The sequence below is a fragment of the Klebsiella sp. PL-2018 genome (assembly GCF_019048985.1).
Classification (GTDB): Bacteria; Pseudomonadota; Gammaproteobacteria; order Enterobacterales; family Enterobacteriaceae; genus Klebsiella; species Klebsiella michiganensis.
This window is the reverse complement of the sequence record NZ_CP077673.1, coordinates 1,362,380-1,381,972: the sequence shown is the minus strand read 5'-3', so window position 1 is coordinate 1,381,972 and position 19,593 is coordinate 1,362,380. Positions and strand designations below refer to the sequence as shown.

The following is a 19,593-nucleotide window of genomic DNA, read 5'->3' as shown; positions in this document are numbered from 1 at the left end:
CAACAAGCGCCTAATCTCGCAGCATTCACCTGCCAAAGGAAAACCTTATGGGCCATCTTAATCAATTCGATCAACCCGTTGGCGCAGCCCTTCCCGACTGGCAGCCCCGTCCGCATCCTGAAAGGTTGAATCTGCAGGGCCGCCTTTGCCGACTTGAGCCATTGCGCTCCACGCACGCCGGTGCGCTGTTTGACGCCCATCGTCTGGCCCCGGACACCCGAAGCTGGACGTGGCTGCTGCGTGAGCCGGATAACAGCGTAGAGGAATACCGCGCGTGGATAGAGCACGTTTCCGGGCAGGCCGATCCCATTCACTTTGCCGTGATAGATCAACGGACAGACCAGCCCGTTGGCTCACTGGCGCTGATGAGAATCGATGCTAAAAATGGCGTTGTTGAAGTCGGCCACGTTCACTTCTCGCCTTTACTAAGCCGGACGGCGATGGCCACCGAGGCCCAATGGCTGCTGATGCATTATATTTTTGCAACGCTCGGCTATCGTCGCTACGAGTGGAAATGCAACAGTTTGAACGAGCCTTCACGCCGGGCGGCGCTGCGGCTGGGATTTCAGTATGAGGGGCGTTTTCGTCAGGCGCTGGTGATAAAGGGCCACAACCGCGATACCGACTGGTTTTCGATTATCGATTCCGAGTGGCCGCAGATTGACAAGGCAATGCAGCAGTGGCTGGCCGCCGACAACTTTAGCGCCGACGGCCGGCAGTTACGAACGCTGGAGAGCTTCCGTTAACGTCTCTTCTTGCGCCCCTGGACGGCCTTAAAGCGAGGATTACTTTTGCAGATAACGTACAGCCGCCCTTTACGCTTGACGATCTGGCAATCCGGGTGGCGCTGTTTCGCGCTACGCAATGAGTTGAGCACCTGCATTATTTACTCCTTTTCGCATCAATAAAACCGCCGAAGCGCTGGCGGAAACGCGCGGTGCTGCCTTCATTGTTGAAGGCCTTCTGTTTGCCGGTGTAATACGGATGCGATTTGGAGGAGACATCGAGCGTTACGTAGGGATACGTCTCGCCTTCCAGCTCAATTTCGCGCTCGGTACGGATCGTTGATCCGACTTTGAAGTATTCGTTGGCGCTGGTATCGTGAAAAACCACCGTACGATAATGCGGATGAATATTGGGTTTCATAGCGACCTCAATCATTACGTTATAACATAACATTCATGGTACGCCGGGTGAATACAAAGATCAACCCTGAGAATGGAAGGGGCTAAAGGGCGGCGCAGGCCGCCCGTTGCGGATTAAGGATTAAGCTGATGCGCCAGCGCTCTGAGCTGTTCGGCAATAGACTGCAGGTTTTTGCCCGGCTCCGTTTTCGGTCCGGTAGAGTGGCGCACGACCAGACGAGCCGGAAGGATAGAGGAAGTATGAGATGTCTCGCGATCGCCGCTATCGAGAAGGCGCCGGACGGCCTCTTTTCCTTGTAAATCAAGATCCAGCGAAACGGTGGTGAGCGCCGGGTAAAAGAACGAACTCTCATAGGTGTCATCATAACCAATAACCGATTTTTCCCCCGGAATCGGCACCTGATGTTGGTGAAACGCGCTCAGTACGCCCAGCGCCATCTGATCGTTACCCACCAGAACGGCGGTAAAGTTTGGCGTCTCCCGCAGCATTTGCAGCGCGCCGGCATAGCCGCTCTGCGCATCCCAGTTACCGCGAATCACCGTGACCGGCTGCAGGCCATATCCCTCAAGGGTCTCAATCCAGCTTTTCAGACGCAGTTTGGCCGATACCGAGCTTTCCGGGCCGGCTAGCAGCGCGATCTCCCGATGCCCCATTTCATAGAGATATTTGACGCTGGCCCGGGTGCCGTCAGCCGGGTTAAACGAAACGTTAAACACGGAGCTGTAGGGGTCAACATCTAAAAAAAGACAGACGATATCATCGTTATCAGCGGCAATTTTTTGAGCCAGTTCAGTCTCCAGCGGCACGTTGATGATGACCTTATCTACCAGCTGAGACTTAAGTTCATTAATGGAATCTTGAATACTTTGGTTGACGCTCTCATCGATCATGGAGATGAGCACCTGATAGCCTTCCACATTCGCATAGCGTTTTACCGCAGCAGCCACCTGAGAAGGCGCGTGCAATGCGAGGGAGATGGTGACCAGGCCCACGGTGCGGCTTTGCTTTCCTACCAGCTGCTGCGCCAGGCGGTTTGGGACATAGCGCAGCTCCTCAATGGATTTCTCCACCTTGCTGCGTGTGGCTTTGGATACATTAGCAGATTTATTGAGTACCCTGGACACGGTCTGATAGGAGACGCCCGCATGGCGAGCAACGTCTTCTAAGGTCGCGCTTTTAGACTTCATAGTCCGGTTCCTTATGTTGTTATCCCTGGATTGTAACAGGGGCAATGTGAAAAAACGCTCATCGCCGCGTCCCCCGAACCACAATTATCACAAAAAGTATTACGCTCACAATACAACAAATTGTGAATGGACTCACTAGTCGTAACAAAACCCGCCAATTTATTTGCAGTTAATCACACTATAGCGATCATTTAATTGCCTGAATTCGGGTTTAGGCATTTTATGACATCGGTTATGTGAACGTAATACAAAACAATAAGAGGATAGACATGAACACTACGCTGCGCACACTCTCCGCTGCGTTGGCCGCTGCGCTGATTTCACCATCCGTGTTTGCTGCTTCCGCCACGCTTCCGGGTATCGATTTTCATGGCTATATGCGCGCCGGGGTTGGGGTCTCCGGCGACGGTAGTCAGGCCGAATGGCAAAAAAACAAAATTGGCCGTCTGGGTAATGAGTCCGATACCTACGGCGAGCTGGAGCTGGGATCAGAGGTCTATAAGAAGAATGACGTTAGCTTCTATCTTGATAGCATGGTCAGCATGGTCTCTGACGGTTCTAACGATAACGAAACCACGCTCGATGATGATGCCCAATTCGGCCTGCGCCAGCTCAACCTACAAATCAAAGGGCTAGTCCCCGGCGATCCGAACGCGGTCATTTGGGGCGGTAAACGCTACTACCAGCGCCACGATCTCCACATCATTGATACCAAATACTGGAACATTTCCGGATCCGGTGCCGGGATCGAAAACTATACGCTCGGCCCGGGGGCCGTTTCATTTGCCTGGATCCGCGGAGATGCCAATGACGTCGACTACCGCGTCGATGGCGATAGCAACGTCAACATTAACTACCTCGACCTGCGCTACGCAGGCTGGAAGCCGTGGGCCGGTTCGTGGACCGAATTTGGTATCGACTACGCGATGCCGAATACCACTAAAAAGCAGGACTCCTACGGTGGTCTATACGATGCTGAAAACGGCGTCATGCTGACCGGTGAAATCAGCCAGGATATGCTGGGTGGTTACAACAAAACGGTGCTGCAGTACGCCAACAAAGGGCTGGCGCAGAACATGGTTTCCCAGGGCGGCGGCTGGTACGACATGTGGAACTACGTCAATGACGCCACCGGATACCGCGTGATTAATACCGGTTTAATTCCGATTACCGAAAAGTTCTCCATTAACCACGTTCTCACCTGGGGCTCCGCGGACAACATCACCGATTACACGGATAAAACGCGCATGCTGTCGCTGGTGGCTCGTGGGCAGTATCAGTTCACCGAATACGTGCGCCTGATTGGCGAAGTGGGCGGCTTTTACCAAAAAGATAGCTACAAGAACAATACTGATTATAAGCAGGCCGGTGAGAAATATACCATCGCGCTGGGCCTGGCCGATGGCCCTGACTTTATGTCTCGCCCGGAACTGCGCATTTTCGCTTCGTATCTGAATGACTCTGAAAACGGTAAACCGTTCGAAGATCAAACTGCCAATAATACGTGGAACTTTGGTGTACAGGTCGAGGCCTGGTGGTAGTCGTCATTTAACTGTTTTATCTCCAGCTGTAAGGTCGTTAATTACCCTCCGGTAATCATTATTGCCATTGAATGCTTTGTTTTCTTTTCGGGATAACTCATTATTGCGTTATCCCGTTTTATTTTATTTACGGCTGGCAAAGTGTTCGTCAAGTAATTGACGCAAAGCATCCGACTGTTTACCGAAAATAGCATGCACCTGCTGCCCAAGGATAATAACGCCAAGCGCTCCCTGCTGCTGTAGCGCCTGAGAGTCAACAATCGACAGATTATTCACCGTGACGCGTAAGCGGGTGATACAGGCGTCAACGTTGACAATATTCGCCTCGCCGCCAAAAGCCTGAATTAAACGTTCAATCTGTTGTTGTTCCGCCGGGCTTAACGTTACCGCCGGACGAGACTGGGAGAAATAATTCAGAAAGGATTTTAAACTCACCATAATAGACTCCTGATAAGCAGATAAAAAAACGCCTGCTCTTGCGAGCAGGCGTGGATAGAGAAAAATTACGCGTGACGGCTGAGAATGCGGCAATCCCACGCTTTTAAGGTCAACGGCGCGTTCAGTGCCGCGCCGGTGAGGCTGTCCTGATAGCCCTGCGGTAAGGTCACCTGCTGCTGCTGCGCGCTGTAGTTTTGCAGGAACACGTAGGTGGTCTCACCGTCCGTCCGTGCGGTCGCCACCACGCCCGGCGGGAAATCGGCTGCCACCGCACGCGGCAGCGACAGCTCTTTACTTATGGCGGTGAAGAAGTCCCGCTGGAAAGCCAGATCGTTGCGCGAAGCGACGTGCCAGGCCTTACCTTTACCCACGTGATTGACGGTAACCGCCGGTCTTCCCGCGTAAAAATCATCGCGGTAGGTCGCCAGCGGCTGCGCCGTTTCGGCATGGATCAGTTCACACAGATGGCGTACCTGATACGGTCCCTGCAGGCCCCCTTCATTGCCCGCCAGCCCCTGTACCAGGTTGCGTTCGCCGTCGTTCAGGCAGTCAATCTCTTCCGCCCAAATGCCCAGCAGTTTACGCAGCGGGCCCGGGAAACCGCCGAGATGGCAAAGGTCGGATTCGTTAACAATACCCGTCCAGTATGTTGTAACTAAATGACCACCGTTAGCCACAAACGCTTCGGCGCGTTCGGCAAATCCCTCACGAACCATATACAGCATTGGCGCAATGACCAGTTGATAAGCGCTCAGGTCAACGTCAGCATCGATAACATCAACCGCAATCCCCTGCTCCCAGAACGGACGGTAATGTTCGTTGACGGTATTTTCATACTCCATGCCGAGATTTCGCGGCCCCTGTGCATCATCCAGCGCCCAGCGGTTTTGCTGGTCGAAGATAATCGCCACTTTCGCATCCGTCCGGCAGCCCACGACGCCCGGCAGCTGGCTTAACATCTCGCCGAGCGCCGTCACTTCACGACCCACGCGCGTATCCAGATGACCGACATGATCGATAATCGCGCCATGAAACTTCTCAACCGAACCGCGGCTCTTACGCCACTGGAAGTACTGCACCGAATCCGCGCCGTGCGCCACCGCCTGCAGAGAAGAGAGAATATGCATTCCCGGTTTCTTCAGCTTACTGGTCGGCTGCCAGTTGGTGGCGCTCGGGGTGGATTCCATTAACACAAACGGTTTGCCGCCCTTCAGGCTGCGCATCATGTCATGATACATAGCGGTGTAGCAGGCCAGCGTGGTTTCATCTTTATCACGGTGCCACATGGGGTAGCTGTCCCATGAGATAAAGTCCAGCACCTGCGCCAGCTGCCAGTAGTCGTAATCGTAGAAATACTCCATAAAGTTGGTTGTTACCGGCAGCGCAGCATTCGCCGCTTTCAGCGGCGCAATTTCGTGGCGGCAGAAGTCCGTCACCTGAGCGGTATTGAAGCGATGCCAGTCCAGGTTCAGACCATGAATGGAGACTTCCCCCTGCGGGGCCGGAGATTCGATCTGCGACCAATCGCTGTAGGTGTGGCTCCAGAAGGTGCTCCACCAGGCGTGATTGAGGTTATCCAGCGTTTCATAGCGCGCTTTCAGCCAGTCGCGGAAACGCTCCTGGCACAGGCTACAGTGGCACTCTCCTCCGTATTCATTGGAGATATGCCAGCCCAGCACCGCCGGATGCTGCGAGTAGCGCTCCGCCAGCAGGGAATTTATTTTCAGGGTTTTATCACGGTAGACCGGCGACGACATACAGTGATTATGACGTCCACCGTGTAGCGCAGGCACCCGATCGCGACCGACGCGCAGGACCTGAGGATATTTCTGCGACATCCAGGCCGGGCGCGCGCCGCTTGGGGTCGCGAGAAAGACATGAATGCCGGCGGCATAGAGTTTATCCAGAATACTGTCCAACCAGCCAAACTCAAATACGCCTTCCTGAGGTTCAAGTTTCGCCCAGCTAAATATCCCTACCGACATAACATTACATTTTGCCTGCTGCATCATGGCAATATCTTTATCGATAATATCGGGATAGTTCTCCCACTGCTCCGGGTTATAGTCGGCGCCATGCAATAGCGCATTGACCTTCGGACTCAAAGGCGCAAATTTTTTCATAATAAACATCCTGAAGTGTAAAGCTGAATAATTAATTGAATACCTTCATCGACGGCAATGCTTTTCCCTGGCAATCAAACAGCGCCTGATTTTCCCGGGCATTCCCCTCTTTCCATTCATCATGGATATATTTCATTCCGGCAGGCGTCGCCCAGGTATTTCCCGGTACGGCAATCCACGTCGGCTCCCAATAAAAAATACCTTTACCGCGGTGGTCCGGTACGTCCGCAACGGCCTGCATTAAGTCGTGAATATAATTATATTGCCCCTGTACGGTGGCAGGATAACCGCCATCCTTTTCCTCTTTCGCCTGGAAACTATTTTCGGCGTTGTCGCAGTTTTCCAGGGTATAGGCATAAGCGGCTTCCACCACTAACACGTCTTTGTTATAGCGCTTGCTGATATCGTCCATATTGGCTTTCAGCGCGCTAATCGGACCATTCCAGTAGGTGTACATCGACAGACCAATGATGTCGTAAGGCACGTTGCGCTTGCTGATTTCATCAAACCACCAGCGGAAGGTGTCGTTTTTCGTGCCTTCGGCCAGATGAAGCATAATTTTAATCTGCTCGCCGCCGGTGAGGTTTTCCTTCAGGCCGTCAATGGCGGCGTTAAGCAGCCCCGCCAGGCGATCGAACTCGCCGCCGCCCTGCCCCCAGCTTTTGCCCTCCGGCCACAGCATACCGCCGTTGATCTCGTTGCCGATCTGGACCATATCCGGCAGCACCCCCTCCTGCTTAAAGCGGGCAATCGTGTCGCGGGTGTAGTCGTGGATCGTGGTTTTCAGCTGCGGATAATCCATTTTCTCCCAGGCCTTCGGCTTGAACTGCTTGCCCGGATCGGTCCAGAAATCGCTGTAGTGAAAATCAAGCAGCAGCTTCATACCCTGCGCTTTTGCGCGCTTCGCCAGCGCCAGCGTCGCCGCCAGATCGTTATCGCCGCCGCCGTAACGCTGACCCTGGGCGTCTTTTGGATCCACCCACAGGCGCAGGCGAACATAGTTCACGCCGTCGGCCTTCAGAATCGCGATCGGATCCTGCGGCTGATTGTTGTGGTTAAAGAACTTCGCGCCGTGCTTTTCCGCATCCAGCAGCGTGGAGATATCCGCGCCTTTAATAAAATCAGCGGGCATATTGCTAAACGCCTTCGTTTGCAGCGCATCTGCCGCCAGCGTACCGGCGGAAAAACAGCATGCCAGAGAAACAGCAAGCCACGCGGGTGTTAATCTTTTCATGGGGTTATCCTTTTGTACTGCCTGAGGTGAGGCCGGAAACAAAGTATTTTTGTAGCGCCAGATAGAGAATTGCCACCGGGACGGCAATCAGCACCGCGCCCGCCGCGTAGGTGGTATAGCTGGCGCCCATTTTCTGCGCCACCAGGTTATACAGGCCAATCGGCAGCGTGTATTTATCCGGGGTACGCAAAATGGTGCTGGAGAGGATGAAATCCCCCAGCGGGCCGGTAAATGAAAACAGCGCCACCACCGCCAGAATCGGCTTCGACAGCGGCATAATGATTTCGATAAAGATGCGGAAGCTGCTGGCGCCATCCATCCGCGCGGATTCATCCAGATCTTTGGGGATCGCGTCCAGATACCCCTTCATGAGCCAGGTATTCATCGGGATCATGCCGCCAACGTAGATCAGCACCAGCGCCAGATGGCTGTTGATCAACCCCAGCAGCTGAGAGAGAACAAAGATCGCAATCAGCGCTGAGAACTGCGGGATCATCTGCAGCAGCAGAAACAGCATCAGCCCGTTCTGCCGCCCTTTGAAACGAAACCGGGAGAACGCATAGGCCGTGAAGCTCACGCTGATTAAGGTCAACACCATGGTCATGAAGCTGATTTTCATCGAGTTCCAGTACCAGGTGAGATAATTCACATTGCCGTTAAACAGATCCGCGTAATGCTGGAACGACAGGTTTTCAGGAATAATCGACGTACTCAGCAGACTGTTCCCGGCGTTCAGAGACGCCCCTACCGTCCAGACCAGCGGATATATAATGATCGTCGATACGAAGAGGACCACCAGCCAGGTGAGAGACAGGCGAATCCACTTTTCGCGTTTAATACTCGGTGATTTAGCCATGTTGCTTCCCTTACGCCATGTCGTCGTTTTTGAAGGATTTCGTGGCGCGGAACTGCCACAACGCCAGGCCGACGACAAAAATCGACAGCAGAATCGTGATGGTGGCCGCGATGGCGTATTGCGAAGACGACATCGTTAATTTGTAGATCCACGACACCAGAATATCCGTACCGCCGGCATTCGACCCGGCTACCGCCGGTCCGCCGTTATTGAACAGGTAGATGATATTGAAGTTGTTAAAATTGAAGGTGTACTGAGTGATGATGATCGGCGCAATGGAGTAGAGCACCAGCGGCAGAGTAATGGTCCGCAGGCGGGTAAACGCGCTGGCGCCATCCATGGTGGCCGCTTCATACAGATCGTCCGGGATCGCCTGCAGGACGCCGGTGGTCATGGCGAAAACAAACGGAAAGCCCAGCCAGGTTTGCATCATGATCAGCGCCGTTTTAGTCCAGAACGGGTCGGTCAGCCAAGCCTTCGGCGTGATGCCAAAGAAGGACAAAATGGCGTTGTTAATCACCCCGAATGAATCATTGAACATGCCGGCAAAAACCAGAATCGTCACGAAGCCCGGCACCGCCCACGGCAGAATGAAAATTGTGCGGATCATAGGCTTAAAGCGCAGATCTTTCTGGTTGACCAGAATCGCCAGCAGCACGCCGACGGTACATTGCAGGGTCGTCGCCAGCAGCGTCCACACCACCGTCCACTGCAGTACGTCAAAGAAGGTCGAGCGCCAGATGGATAATGTGAAGATATTGATGAAGTTTTTGAATCCCACCCAATCCACCAGCTTCGCCGGCGGCGTGTGATAAAGGTTGTAGTTAGTAAAGGCGATAGCAAAACCAAACAGGATCGGGAAGATGACCACAAACACCAGCAGTATGAAGCCGGGCGTGATCATCAGATACGGGAAACCCTCGCTGAGCAGCATCTGATACTGCTTGCGTACGCTATTCAGCGCCATGCCTTCATCGCGCTTTTTGCCGTTAACCCAGGCATCGCGCAGCGAGAGGAAATAGACCAACAAACCGAATGCGATAATCAGTACGCTGATTATCCCTTCCGCCAGCAGGAAAATAGAGTTATCCCGCGGGACTTCCTCGCCTAAGGTATATAACCCCCACAGGCCTTCGCTGAGAAAGTCATAGAAAATGCTCATAAAACTGCTCAGCAGCACCAGGAAGACAATCCCCTTCAGCCACTGGCGGTGATAAAACTGCCCAAAACCCGGCACGATAGCCAGCAACAGGCCGCACCACGCATGGCGTCCTGCGCCGCGCGCTTCGGCAATATTTTCGCTGGGATTGATAATCACACACGACTCCTTCTGAAAACGGGAGGACGGCCCTCCCGTTCTGTTACATCACCGAATTATTGATTGCTGGCCTGCATGGCTTCGATCTGCATCTTGATCTGCTTTTCAGCGTTATCGAGCGCCGCTTTCGGCTCCTGTTTACCGGTCAGGCTAAGCTCGAGCGCGGCGTTCGCCGGGCCCCATACCTCACCCATTTCCGGGATCCCGGGCATCGCCGTCGCCCGCGCTGACTGCACCGCCACCGCGCTGGCCTTTTCGTCATTCTTAATCAGCGGATCGTCAATCATGGCCTTCAGCGGCGGGATTTCTCCGGTGGCGACATAACGCGCTTTCACGTACTGCGGCTGGTTAATGAACTCGATAAACTGCTGCGCCAGCGCTTTATCTTTACTCCACGTCGAGACGACATAGCCCTTCACGCCGAGGAAGGAGCTCATCGGTTTGCCATCCGGCAGCGTCGGCAAAGGCGCGACGCCATAATGAATGCCTGCCGCTTCATACGGCTGGAAGGCCCACGGGCCGTTAATCACCGCAGCCGCTTTCTTCTCGGTGAACAGCGAGTCGATGGCGTTCAGCCCGTTATCGCCGAGGATCCCCGCCGGGAATACCTTGTCGGTGTAGAATTTTTTCAGGAAAGTCACCGCTTCCACCGCGCCTGGCTTATTCAGGCCGACATCCTGCGGGTTGAAGCTGCCTTTGTCGTTTTTGCCAAAGATATAGCCGCCCATTGGGCCAATAGCGCCCCAGCTGTAATAGATCTGGTCAAACTTCGCCAGCAGGCCGTACTTACCCTCTTCGCGCTGCTTCTTCGAATAGTCGAACCAGGCCTGCAGGCTATCCAGCGGCTTATCGATCAGGTCTTTGTTGTAAATCAGCACCAGGGTTTCCACCGCTTTCGGTACGCCGTAAAGCACGTTATCCATATGGAACGCGTTGATTGATGCCGGCGTAAAGGCCTCCTGCTTCGCCTGGTCCAGCGTCAGGGGAGACAGCAGTCCCTGGACGACCGCACCGCCTAGCTGGTCATTAGGGATCACCAGCACGTCCGGGCCAATGCCCGCCGGGCCATCAAGGCGTAGCTTTTCCAGCTGCTGGGCGTACGGCATTTCCTGCACGTTCACCTTAACGTTGAACTGCTTTTCAAAATCGCTTACCGCGGCCTTAATGCCGTCGGATTTTTTGATGTCTTCCCAGACGTTGAGCTGTCCGGCCGCGTGCGCCTGCAGGCTAACCAGCTGCCCGGCAGCCAGAGTAGTAAGGATCAGTGCAGCAAGAGTGTTCTTTTTCATTATCAACCTCATGTGAAGGTATAACAATTTAATGGTTTTTATTGGGCGATGTGACTTCCGAGAATCTTTCAGTTAACTGATAAACAGTGATTCATAAACAAATATGCCGTTATTCCTGATTTGTTATACGGTACGCTTTGAATGCTGACAAAACTACTGAAAGCTGCCAGTTGTGTGATCGTGATTGCAGAAATGAAACATCGATATAGGGCGCTAAAACTCTGGAAGTTATAGTCACTGCATGATTTTAGTGTCGTTGAGCATCGCCCGGCTGAATTGTTACACGTTATACAAATAATGCGTCACAGCCCAAATCCCAACGGCAAAAACGGCTACTAACCCGGGGAGTGTTGATGTCCAATATACGACTGAGGAATGTCACCAAACGGTTCGGCAGTACAGTGACGCTGCATCAGGTAAATCTTGATATTGAAGATGGCGAGTTTGCGGTTTTCGTCGGTCCGTCAGGCTGCGGCAAATCGACGCTACTGCGAATGATTGCCGGTCTCGAAGAGGTGAGCGAAGGTGAAGTGCTTATTGGCGATGAGGTGATGAATGATGTCGTTCCTGCCCATCGCGGCGTCGCCATGGTATTCCAGTCCTATGCGCTCTACCCGCATATGACGGTAGCGGAAAATATGGGCTATGGCCTGAAGGTGAATAAAGTGCCAAAAGATGAAATTCGCCGCCAGGTTGAAATGGTGGCGAAAACGCTGCAGCTCTCTCATCTGCTGGATCGCAAACCTAAGCAGCTTTCCGGCGGCCAGCGCCAGCGCGTGGCGATCGGTCGCGCCATCGTGCGTAATCCACGGGTGTTTATGTTTGATGAACCCCTCTCCAACCTGGATGCCGAGCTGCGCGTTGAGATGCGCCTGCATATTGCTAAACTGCATCATGAACTCAAAACCACCATGGTTTATGTCACCCACGATCAGGTTGAAGCGATGACGCTGGCCGATAAAATCGTGGTAATGAACTACGGCAAAGTTGAGCAGATGGGTTCGCCGATGTCGCTGTATTACAACCCGGTCAATAAGTTCGTTGCGGGATTTATCGGTTCGCCGAAAATGAACTTCCTGCCCGCGACGGTCACCGCATGGCAGCCGGGCCAGCTTAGCGTGAAGATGGCGCAAGATCATAATCTGACGCTCAATATCACCACATCGCCGCTGCAGCCCGGCGCTGCCGTTACCCTCGGTATTCGCCCTGAACATCTCTCAACTGATGTGAATATCGGTACCGTAGTTGAGTTTCAATGTGAAGTCGTGGAGAGACTGGGTAACAACACCTATCTGTTCGGCCAGTGCTACGGCCACGATAACGTCAAAATTCTGCTGCCCGGCGACGTTCATTTCCGTCCATGGCAGAAGATAAGGGTCGCGTTTGACGATCGCTACTGCATGGTCTTCGACGAAAACGACCAGCGGATTAGCGCTGACATCGCTGCGCCGGACGCCCATTAAGCGCAACATATGACTGTCATGATTGCGCTTTAGAATATGAATCTGTGCTGACAACGCTTATTGCCAGCATACCAGCCCTCGTTTTTCTCCGCGACGCTCCAGGCCTTGGGCGTCGCGGTTCATCCACTGTTAGCCCGAATTCGTTGCTATCTTGCGGTTCGGGCCTTTTTCTACCCCGTGCTGAACCCTCTTTTATCTTTCGCGTATACTCATCGAACCCCTCAATAAAATAAGGAAATACTCATGACGACCCGGCATCAGGTGAGTCTGGTTACAGGGGTATTGATACTGGCCATTATCCTGCCGGTCGCGCTGAGCATCTGGCTGGCAATGCAGCAGGCCAAAGAGCAATTTTATAGCGAACTGGACAACTTTTCCGTCCGCGTACTGGCCCGCGTTCAGCAGGTTGCCGATCAGGCAAGAGAGGCGCTGAACGAAGCTGATGCGCATGCGGCTACCACCTGCAGTCCGCAGCATTTGCTCACGATGCGACGGATCGCCTATACCCATCGCTACGTTCAGGAAGTGCTGTGGTTACATGAGGGTATTCCGCAGTGCTCTTCCCTCGAAGATCATCAGGTTTCGGTTACCTTTCCTGCTCCCGACCACATCACGGCCGATGGCTATCGTACCTGGCATACCTCAGTTAACGATCTGGGTCTGAAACATAAAATGACGGCCATGGGCAGCGAGCATCACGTGGTGATGATCGATCCCGAGTCGTTTATCGATGTCATTCCATTAGGCCATGAACAGATTCACACGCTCTTGTTCGGCACGCAGCGCAATCAAATCATCATTAGCAGTAAACCGCTCAACGCTGCCGTCTGGGAGAGAATTAAGCATCAGTATGCCAGGACCCTAACCCTCGATAGCACCGTTTATCGTCTTCATCGTCTCCCGGAGCTGGGGCTGGCCATTGCCACCTGGTCCTCGACGGTGCCGCTGCAGAAAAAGCTACATCAGCAGCTGATGCTGTGGCTGCCGATTGGTCTGTTCACCAGCCTTCTGGCCTCATTTCTGCTGCTTCGCCTGCTGCGAAGGCTGCGCTCACCGCGTAATGGGATGCTGGACGCGCTGAATTCTCATGCCATCCAGGTTTATTACCAGCCCATTATTTCGCTGCAGAGTGGAAAGATCGTCGGCGCGGAGGCGCTTGCTCGCTGGAGGCAACCCGATGGCAGTTTCTTATCGCCGGATATTTTTATTCCGCTTGCCGAACAAACCGGGCTGATTACCCGCTTAACCGAAGATATTGTACGGAAAATATTTACCGATCTCGGTACCTGGCTGCGGCAGCGCCCGGAGATACACATCTCGATAAACCTGTCGGTTGATGATTTGCGTTCGCCAAGGCTGCCGATGCTGTTACAAGATCAGCTTCAGCGCTGGGGCATCAGCGCTCAGCAGATCATTCTGGAAATCACCGAGCGCGGTTTTGTCGACCCGCAAACCACTCTGCCAGTCATCGCCGGCTATCGTCAGGCAGGACACCGTATCTCCATCGATGACTTCGGCACCGGCTATTCCAGCCTGAGCTATTTACAAAAGCTGGACGTTGATACCCTAAAAATCGATAAAGCATTTGTCGATACGCTGGAGTGTGAATCGCTGACGCCGCACATCATTGAAATGGCGAAAGCGCTCAATCTGGCGACCGTCGCAGAAGGCGTCGAAACCGAAAGCCAACGCGACTGGCTGCGCATGCATGGCGTGCTGTATGCACAGGGCTGGCTTTATAGTAAGGCGCTGCCAAAAGAGAAATTTATTCTGTGGGCCGAGAATAACCTCAAGGCGTATTCATCACCGTCCGGAACACATGATGACTGAGCCTATTTCAGATAGGATTTTATCACCTGCATCACCACATCAAGGTCAGCCTCACGCTGACCTTCTTCCGGCTCCTTCACGACATGATCCGTTAAATGCCCCTGGATAACCTGCATCATCATGCCGTTTACCGCACCGCGAATGGCAGCCAGCTGCTGTAGAACCTCTGCGCATTCATGCTCGCGGTTAAGCATTTTTTCCAGCGCGGCGCTTTGCCCCTGAATTTTCTTCAATCGGGTCAATAACATCTTCTTGTGACGAACGGTATGTGACATTTCGCGATCCACTATTTGATTAATCGATCGTTTCCACTAACGACCCTTGTATGCAATCAGAACAGCATAACATGCCCTACTCCCCCGGAGTATTTTTCTACTGGGGGGTAGTATTTATGTACTGGGGGGGAGTAGCATACAAGCACTTTTTAGTTAGGGATCACGTTATGAACGATTTCGCTTCACTCCTGCAGCAGGGCAACGCCTGGCTATTTATTCCCAGCGCGATTCTGCTGGGCGCGCTGCACGGCCTTGAGCCCGGGCACTCAAAAACCATGATGGCGGCATTTATCGTGGCGGTGCGCGGAACATTAAAGCAGGCGGTGCTGCTGGGGCTGGCGGCGACGGTATCGCATACGGCGGTGGTCTGGCTGGTGGCCATGGCAGGCCTGTGGTTCGGCCGCGGCTGGAATGCACAAACGTCGGAACCCTGGTTTCAGCTAATCTCAGGGGGCCTTATCGTACTGATTGTCTGCTGGATGCTGGCGCGTACCTGGCGCGAATCGCGTTCACATACCCATACCCATGACCATACCCATGACCATGACCATGAACATGAACATCATCACGATCGCCACCTTGCGCATCAACATCATCCTCACGCTCACCAACCTTCGCGGGTTGCCGCCGATGACTGGCAGGACGCCCATCAGCGCGCGCATGCGCAAGCGATCAATCGCCGCTTTAACGGCCAGCGGGTCACCACCGGGCAGATCGTCTTGTTCGGACTGACCGGGGGACTCATTCCCTGCCCGGCATCCATTACCGTACTGCTCATTTGCCTGCAGTTGAAAAAGTTCTCGCTGGGGGCAACCCTGGTACTGGGGTTTAGCGTTGGGCTGGCGATCACCCTGGTGGCTTCCGGCGCAATTGCCGCCCTCAGCCTGAAGCACGTGGCAAACCGCTGGCCCGGGCTGAACGATCTCTCGCGCAAAGCGCCGTGGATTTCCGGCATCCTGATTATGGTGGTGGGTTTTTATATGCTGCTGCATGGCTGGAGTCATCTGTAGCGCGTCTATCGCCATCCCCAAAAGCTATGGGGATGGCAAAGATGAATTACTCATCCAGAAGCGGGGCAAAGCCGCCGTATATCATTCGTTTTCCATCAAAGGGCATCGATTCGCCAAACTCTTTCATCCGCGGGTCGGCCATCATTTTGGCATTCGCGGCATCGCGAACCTCTTTAGAGGGATACTCAATCCAGCTGAACACCACCTCTTCACTCTCCTCCGCTTTCACCGCCAGGCGAAAATCGGTCAGCTTGCCATCCGGGACATCATCCGCCCAGCACTCGACCACGCGGAGTGCGCCAAACTCTTTAAATAATGGCGCGGCCTTTGCTGCCATCTCGCGGTATGCCTCCTTATTTTCCGCCGGTACGGCAACGACAAAACCATCAACGTACTTCATGAGTCTGCTCTCCGAAGTGAACAGTACGGCCGGAGAATCCGGCCGTATCTGAATTGATAAGTTTAGTCTCCAGGTCTGATGGCAGCGTAAAATCAGGAGATAGCCTCACCGGGTTTCGCCAGAGCCTTCCGCGCGGCTGGCTGATGAAACCACGGCAGACACAGCTGGATTAGCGGGCCGATAGTTAACGCATAGAGTACGGTTCCCACGCCAAACTTGCCGCCCATCATCCAGCCAATCAGCAGGACCGAAACTTCAATCGCGGTGCGGATACCGCGCAGCGACCACCCCGTACGAGCATGCAGACCGGTCATCAGCCCATCGCGCGGCCCGGGACCAAAGCCCGCGCCAATATACATCCCCGTCGCCAGCGCATTCAGTACGATAGCGCCCGCCAGCAGCAGGCTACGCGCCACCAGCGAATCCAACGGCGGCAGCACGGCTAAGGTCGCGTTTGCCGCCAGCCCCAGCACAATCACGTTGCTCACCGTACCCAGCCCCGGCATTTGCCGTAGCGGGATCCACAGCAGCAGCACTGCCGCTCCCGTCAGGATCATGACCGTACCAAAATCCAGATTAAACTGCTTACCGATCCCCAGATGAAAAACATCCCACGGATCGGCCCCCAGATTGGCATGCACAAATAACGCGGTCGACACGCCGTACAGGACCAGACCAATGTAAAGTTGCAGCAAGCGACGTACCATTTTTCACCTCAGGACAATTGCGATTTCCCTTATCATCAGTAAAAATGGATTGATAATTAATGGCCAGTTTTTAAAAAGTGGATTGCTATGTTATCTCGTCGCTTTGGTGCACAATCGCTGGTACGGCTGCTCGGTCACTGGCAGGAGTCCACTTCTCGCACGCCTATCTGGCGTCAGCTTGCAGAAGCGCTGCGCCTGCTCATCCTCGATGGCCGCCTGGCGCTGGAAACGCGACTGCCTGGGGAACGTGAACTGGCGGCTGCCCTGAATATCAGCCGCACCACGGTTGCCAGCGCGCTCGGTCAGCTTCGGGAAGAAGGTTATCTCTACAGCCGTCAGGGAAGCGGTTCGCGGATCGCCTTGCCGGAGCGTCCGGTAGAGGCGGCGGCCAAACAAACGGACCCGCTATCGGTGAATCTGGCCGTTGCCTCCCTTAGCGCCGGCCCCGAGATCCATCAGGCCTACAGCCAGGCCTTAAAGATCATGCCTGAACATTTATCCAACACCGGTTACGATCAACAAGGGCTCCCGCTTCTGCGCGAAGCCATCGCCCGCCGCTATAGCGAACGCGGGCTGCCAACCCGCAGCGATGAAGTGATGATCGTCAACGGGGCCCTTAGCGGCTTTGCGCTGGTACTGCGTTTATTCACCGGGCCCGGCGATCGGGTGGTGGTGGATGCACCAACTTACCCCATGGCGCTTAGCGCGATACAAGGCGCATCATGTCGTCCGGTTAGCGTGGCGTTACCGCAGCAGGGATGGGATTGCGATGGTCTGGCGGCAACGATTGCCCAAACTGCTCCGCGTCTGGCCTGGCTGATGCCGGATTTTCATAATCCCACCGGCCGCTGTATGGATAGCGCAACGCGCCAGCGGGTAGCGGACATCGCCGCACAAACCCGCACCACGCTGGTGGCAGACGAAACGATGGTGGATTTATGGTATGACGCCCCGCCGCCGCCGCCTCTAGCGGCATTTAATCCTGATGCCCCGGTGATAACCATCGGTTCAGCGGGAAAAAGCTTCTGGGGCGGCCTGCGAATAGGTTGGATCCGCGCTTCTTCGCGAACTATTGCTTCGCTGGTTCAGGCCCGCGACTCTCTCGATCTCGGCTCCCCGCTGCTGGAACAGCTGGCCTGCTGCTGGTTGCTTGAGAATGAGAACAGGCTGCTACCGTCACGGCGCGCCATGCTGGCGACTCGCCGGGATATGTGCGGCGCGCTGATGGCGGAATATTTTCCCCACTGGCACTTCACGCCGCCGGAAGGAGGACTCTCTTTTTGGGTGGAATTACCGGGAATGCTGGCGACGCTCTTTTCCGTTCGCGCTGAAAGCCGGGGAATTCACATCGGGACGGGAACTCGCTTTGGCCTGGCCGGCGCGTTTGATCGCTATTTGCGTTTGCCCTTTACCCTTTCGGATGACGAACTGCGCAACGCGTTTACGACATTGCAGCCGTTGTGGCATAGTCTGACTGAGCAGAAAGAGAGTTTCCGCCTGAGGAAAATCATTTAAGAAAATATCGACGGGCTGGAGCCAGCCCGTCAAAAACCATCATCCATGACGCATATGAGATGTTTTTATAAAATTGCGCTTCAATTTTGTCTTTCTGACGTGTCAGCCCGATGACAAAATTGCAATAGTTTCATTAATGCTGACGCGGGATCGGAAACCCTTTCAGAGAAATAATAAAGCCGTCTTCATCTTTTTTTATTTTTGCCCCTGTGTCACACCAGTCGGAGGCAATGCGAAAGAACTCATCGCTACCGATATTCCAGTTCAGGCGTACGTGCTTAACGTATCCGGAACGCAGCATATCGCAGGCTTCGCTATAGTTGCTGGCTGTAGAGAGTTGTTGTTTCATTTTTTCTTCTTCAGAATTTTACGTAATGCTTTGATTTCTTTAGGGGTTAATGGAGACGCTTCCTCTTCGGTATGCTGGCTATCGATATCTTCTTCCGAAACCCCCGCCTCGTCTGCTGATTCCGCTACCTGAAAGGCCAGCAGCAGCAGTTTCTCCGTAGCTGTTCCTAAATTTTCGTTATTTTCTTCCGCATACTGACGCAGCTTTTCTTTTAACTCGCCATCAATTTTTACGTTCAGAACCACAGTGGTCATAGTCACGCTTCCCGTGAAATAAAATCATCATATAATTAATACACGAAGTTAACATGCTGATCCAGACATATATTTTTAGCTTATATCAAACTACATTTTCCCATGAATAATCTGCACGTTATATATGACATAAAGATGACAATAATATTTCAGTTAAATTTCAAATTTATGACGTAGTGAATTTTTGGCATAAAAAATAGAGGGTTTAGAAACCAAAAATACTCACAATATATTTGTGGATATTAAATATGAAGGCTGAGGGAAACCATGGAATGAATGCGAATAGCGAGAGGGTACCCTGAAATGGGTGGGGGCCCTGCCAGCTACATCCCGGCACACACGTCGTCTGCTCTGGCTGCTTCCTTCCGGACCTGACCTGGTAAACAGAGTAGCGTTGCGGGAGAACCAACAGAGCCCCCATTGAGAGCGTTAGTTACCTAACGCGCTGGCGCATTATCCCTGCTGAACCCCTGAATTGCAAGCCGCCGGCGATTGGGTGCTGGTTTATTGCGCAAAGTCGCGTCTACAGCGGCTTCTCAGCGTAAAATGGCCCCGATCCCCTTATGAGATTGCGAGCACACTCTCAGCGGAAATCCTCGCCAGCGGCCATAATGAGGCTTATCTACCGTCTTTTTTAATCAACGCACTGTCTCAATGG

20 protein-coding genes and 1 other RNA gene are annotated in these 19,593 nt (G+C 53.7%); 6 read left to right on the top strand and 15 right to left on the bottom strand.

Annotated elements, in window-relative coordinates; translation table 11 throughout:
• Window positions 1-47: 47 nt before the first annotated feature.
• A complete protein-coding gene (locus tag MKleb_RS06455) occupies window positions 48-746 on the top strand; it encodes a GNAT family N-acetyltransferase (protein WP_025107148.1) in 699 nt (232 codons plus the stop codon).
• Here MKleb_RS06455 and ykgO read toward each other — a convergent pair.
• The 3 genes from ykgO to MKleb_RS06440 all read right to left on the bottom strand — a co-directional run bounded on the left by ykgO (window position 743) and on the right by MKleb_RS06440 (window position 2,333).
• Window positions 743-883 (bottom strand): type B 50S ribosomal protein L36, encoded by a 141-nt coding sequence (gene ykgO / locus MKleb_RS06450; protein WP_003859006.1) that lies wholly within the window; start codon window positions 881-883, stop codon window positions 743-745. The genes MKleb_RS06455 and ykgO overlap by 4 nt on opposite strands.
• A complete protein-coding gene (locus MKleb_RS06445) occupies window positions 883-1,146 on the bottom strand; it encodes a type B 50S ribosomal protein L31 (RefSeq protein WP_004848323.1) in 264 nt (87 codons plus the stop codon). The genes ykgO and MKleb_RS06445 overlap by 1 nt, the downstream gene beginning before the upstream one ends.
• Window positions 1,147-1,259: 113 nt before the next feature.
• A complete protein-coding gene (locus MKleb_RS06440) occupies window positions 1,260-2,333 on the bottom strand; it encodes a LacI family DNA-binding transcriptional regulator (RefSeq protein ID WP_009653595.1) in 1,074 nt (357 codons plus the stop codon).
• Between the two features lie 269 nt (window positions 2,334-2,602).
• Between MKleb_RS06440 and MKleb_RS06435 the strand changes: the two genes are divergently transcribed.
• The gene (locus MKleb_RS06435; protein ID WP_014228201.1) at window positions 2,603-3,874 is read left to right on the top strand and encodes a maltoporin; all 1,272 of its coding nucleotides are present in this window, start codon (window positions 2,603-2,605) and stop codon (window positions 3,872-3,874) included.
• 123 nt (window positions 3,875-3,997) lie between these two features.
• Here the strand turns inward: MKleb_RS06435 and MKleb_RS06430 are convergent, their stop codons facing one another.
• From MKleb_RS06430 to MKleb_RS06405, 6 genes are all read right to left on the bottom strand, one after another.
• On the bottom strand, window positions 3,998-4,312 hold the full coding sequence (locus MKleb_RS06430; RefSeq protein ID WP_025107149.1) for a glucose PTS transporter subunit EIIB: 315 nt from the start codon (window positions 4,310-4,312) through the stop codon (window positions 3,998-4,000).
• Window positions 4,313-4,377: 65 nt separating this feature from the next.
• A complete protein-coding gene (locus tag MKleb_RS06425) occupies window positions 4,378-6,435 on the bottom strand; it encodes a beta-galactosidase (RefSeq protein WP_025107150.1) in 2,058 nt (685 codons plus the stop codon).
• A gap of 31 nt (window positions 6,436-6,466) precedes the next feature.
• Entirely contained in the window at window positions 6,467-7,669 is a 1,203-nt protein-coding gene (locus tag MKleb_RS06420) for a glycoside hydrolase family 53 protein (RefSeq protein WP_025107151.1), read from the bottom strand.
• Between the two features lie 4 nt (window positions 7,670-7,673).
• A complete protein-coding gene (locus tag MKleb_RS06415; protein WP_014837601.1) occupies window positions 7,674-8,525 on the bottom strand; it encodes a sugar ABC transporter permease in 852 nt (283 codons plus the stop codon).
• Window positions 8,526-8,535: 10 nt separating this feature from the next.
• A complete protein-coding gene (locus MKleb_RS06410) occupies window positions 8,536-9,843 on the bottom strand; it encodes a carbohydrate ABC transporter permease (protein WP_004848312.1) in 1,308 nt (435 codons plus the stop codon).
• Between the two features lie 56 nt (window positions 9,844-9,899).
• On the bottom strand, window positions 9,900-11,132 hold the full coding sequence (locus MKleb_RS06405; RefSeq protein ID WP_025107152.1) for a maltodextrin ABC transporter substrate-binding protein: 1,233 nt from the start codon (window positions 11,130-11,132) through the stop codon (window positions 9,900-9,902).
• Between the two features lie 353 nt (window positions 11,133-11,485).
• Between MKleb_RS06405 and MKleb_RS06400 the strand changes: the two genes are divergently transcribed.
• Both MKleb_RS06400 and MKleb_RS06395 read left to right on the top strand, forming a co-directional pair.
• The gene (locus MKleb_RS06400) at window positions 11,486-12,595 is read left to right on the top strand and encodes an ABC transporter ATP-binding protein (RefSeq protein WP_004848307.1); all 1,110 of its coding nucleotides are present in this window, start codon (window positions 11,486-11,488) and stop codon (window positions 12,593-12,595) included.
• A 243-nt stretch (window positions 12,596-12,838) separates the two neighbouring features.
• Complete coding sequence (locus MKleb_RS06395; RefSeq protein WP_217076528.1) at window positions 12,839-14,425, top strand: EAL domain-containing protein; 1,587 nt, start codon at window positions 12,839-12,841, stop codon at window positions 14,423-14,425.
• 2 nt (window positions 14,426-14,427) lie between these two features.
• Here the strand turns inward: MKleb_RS06395 and MKleb_RS06390 are convergent, their stop codons facing one another.
• A complete protein-coding gene (locus MKleb_RS06390; RefSeq protein ID WP_004129869.1) occupies window positions 14,428-14,700 on the bottom strand; it encodes a metal-sensing transcriptional repressor in 273 nt (90 codons plus the stop codon).
• 167 nt (window positions 14,701-14,867) lie between these two features.
• On the opposite strand from MKleb_RS06390, the gene MKleb_RS06385 reads away from it, so the two are divergent.
• Window positions 14,868-15,710 carry a nickel/cobalt efflux protein RcnA gene (locus MKleb_RS06385; protein ID WP_217076527.1) on the top strand — a complete coding sequence of 281 codons (843 nt, stop codon included), beginning with the start codon at window positions 14,868-14,870 and terminating at the stop codon, window positions 15,708-15,710.
• A gap of 46 nt (window positions 15,711-15,756) precedes the next feature.
• Here MKleb_RS06385 and MKleb_RS06380 read toward each other — a convergent pair whose 3' ends face one another.
• Together MKleb_RS06380 and MKleb_RS06375 are read right to left on the bottom strand one after the other, a co-directional pair.
• On the bottom strand, window positions 15,757-16,110 hold the full coding sequence (locus tag MKleb_RS06380) for a DUF1428 domain-containing protein (RefSeq protein WP_004848301.1): 354 nt from the start codon (window positions 16,108-16,110) through the stop codon (window positions 15,757-15,759).
• 92 nt (window positions 16,111-16,202) lie between these two features.
• Window positions 16,203-16,817 (bottom strand): membrane protein YczE, encoded by a 615-nt coding sequence (locus tag MKleb_RS06375; RefSeq protein WP_014228193.1) that lies wholly within the window; start codon window positions 16,815-16,817, stop codon window positions 16,203-16,205.
• Between the two features lie 87 nt (window positions 16,818-16,904).
• On the opposite strand from MKleb_RS06375, the gene MKleb_RS06370 reads away from it, so the two are divergent.
• Window positions 16,905-18,332, top strand: coding sequence for a MocR-like transcription factor YczR (locus tag MKleb_RS06370; protein WP_025107155.1), 1,428 nt, complete (start codon window positions 16,905-16,907; stop codon window positions 18,330-18,332).
• 133 nt (window positions 18,333-18,465) lie between these two features.
• Here MKleb_RS06370 and MKleb_RS06365 read toward each other — a convergent pair whose 3' ends face one another.
• The 3 genes from MKleb_RS06365 to ffs all read right to left on the bottom strand — a co-directional run bounded on the left by MKleb_RS06365 (window position 18,466) and on the right by ffs (window position 19,346).
• Complete coding sequence (locus MKleb_RS06365; RefSeq protein WP_004129860.1) at window positions 18,466-18,681, bottom strand: hypothetical protein; 216 nt, start codon at window positions 18,679-18,681, stop codon at window positions 18,466-18,468.
• Entirely contained in the window at window positions 18,678-18,935 is a 258-nt protein-coding gene (locus MKleb_RS06360; RefSeq protein WP_004848294.1) for a hypothetical protein, read from the bottom strand. The genes MKleb_RS06365 and MKleb_RS06360 overlap by 4 nt, the downstream gene beginning before the upstream one ends.
• 314 nt (window positions 18,936-19,249) lie before the next feature.
• Window positions 19,250-19,346: signal recognition particle sRNA small type (gene ffs / locus MKleb_RS06355), an RNA gene on the bottom strand.
• Between the last annotated feature and the right edge of the window lie 247 nt (window positions 19,347-19,593).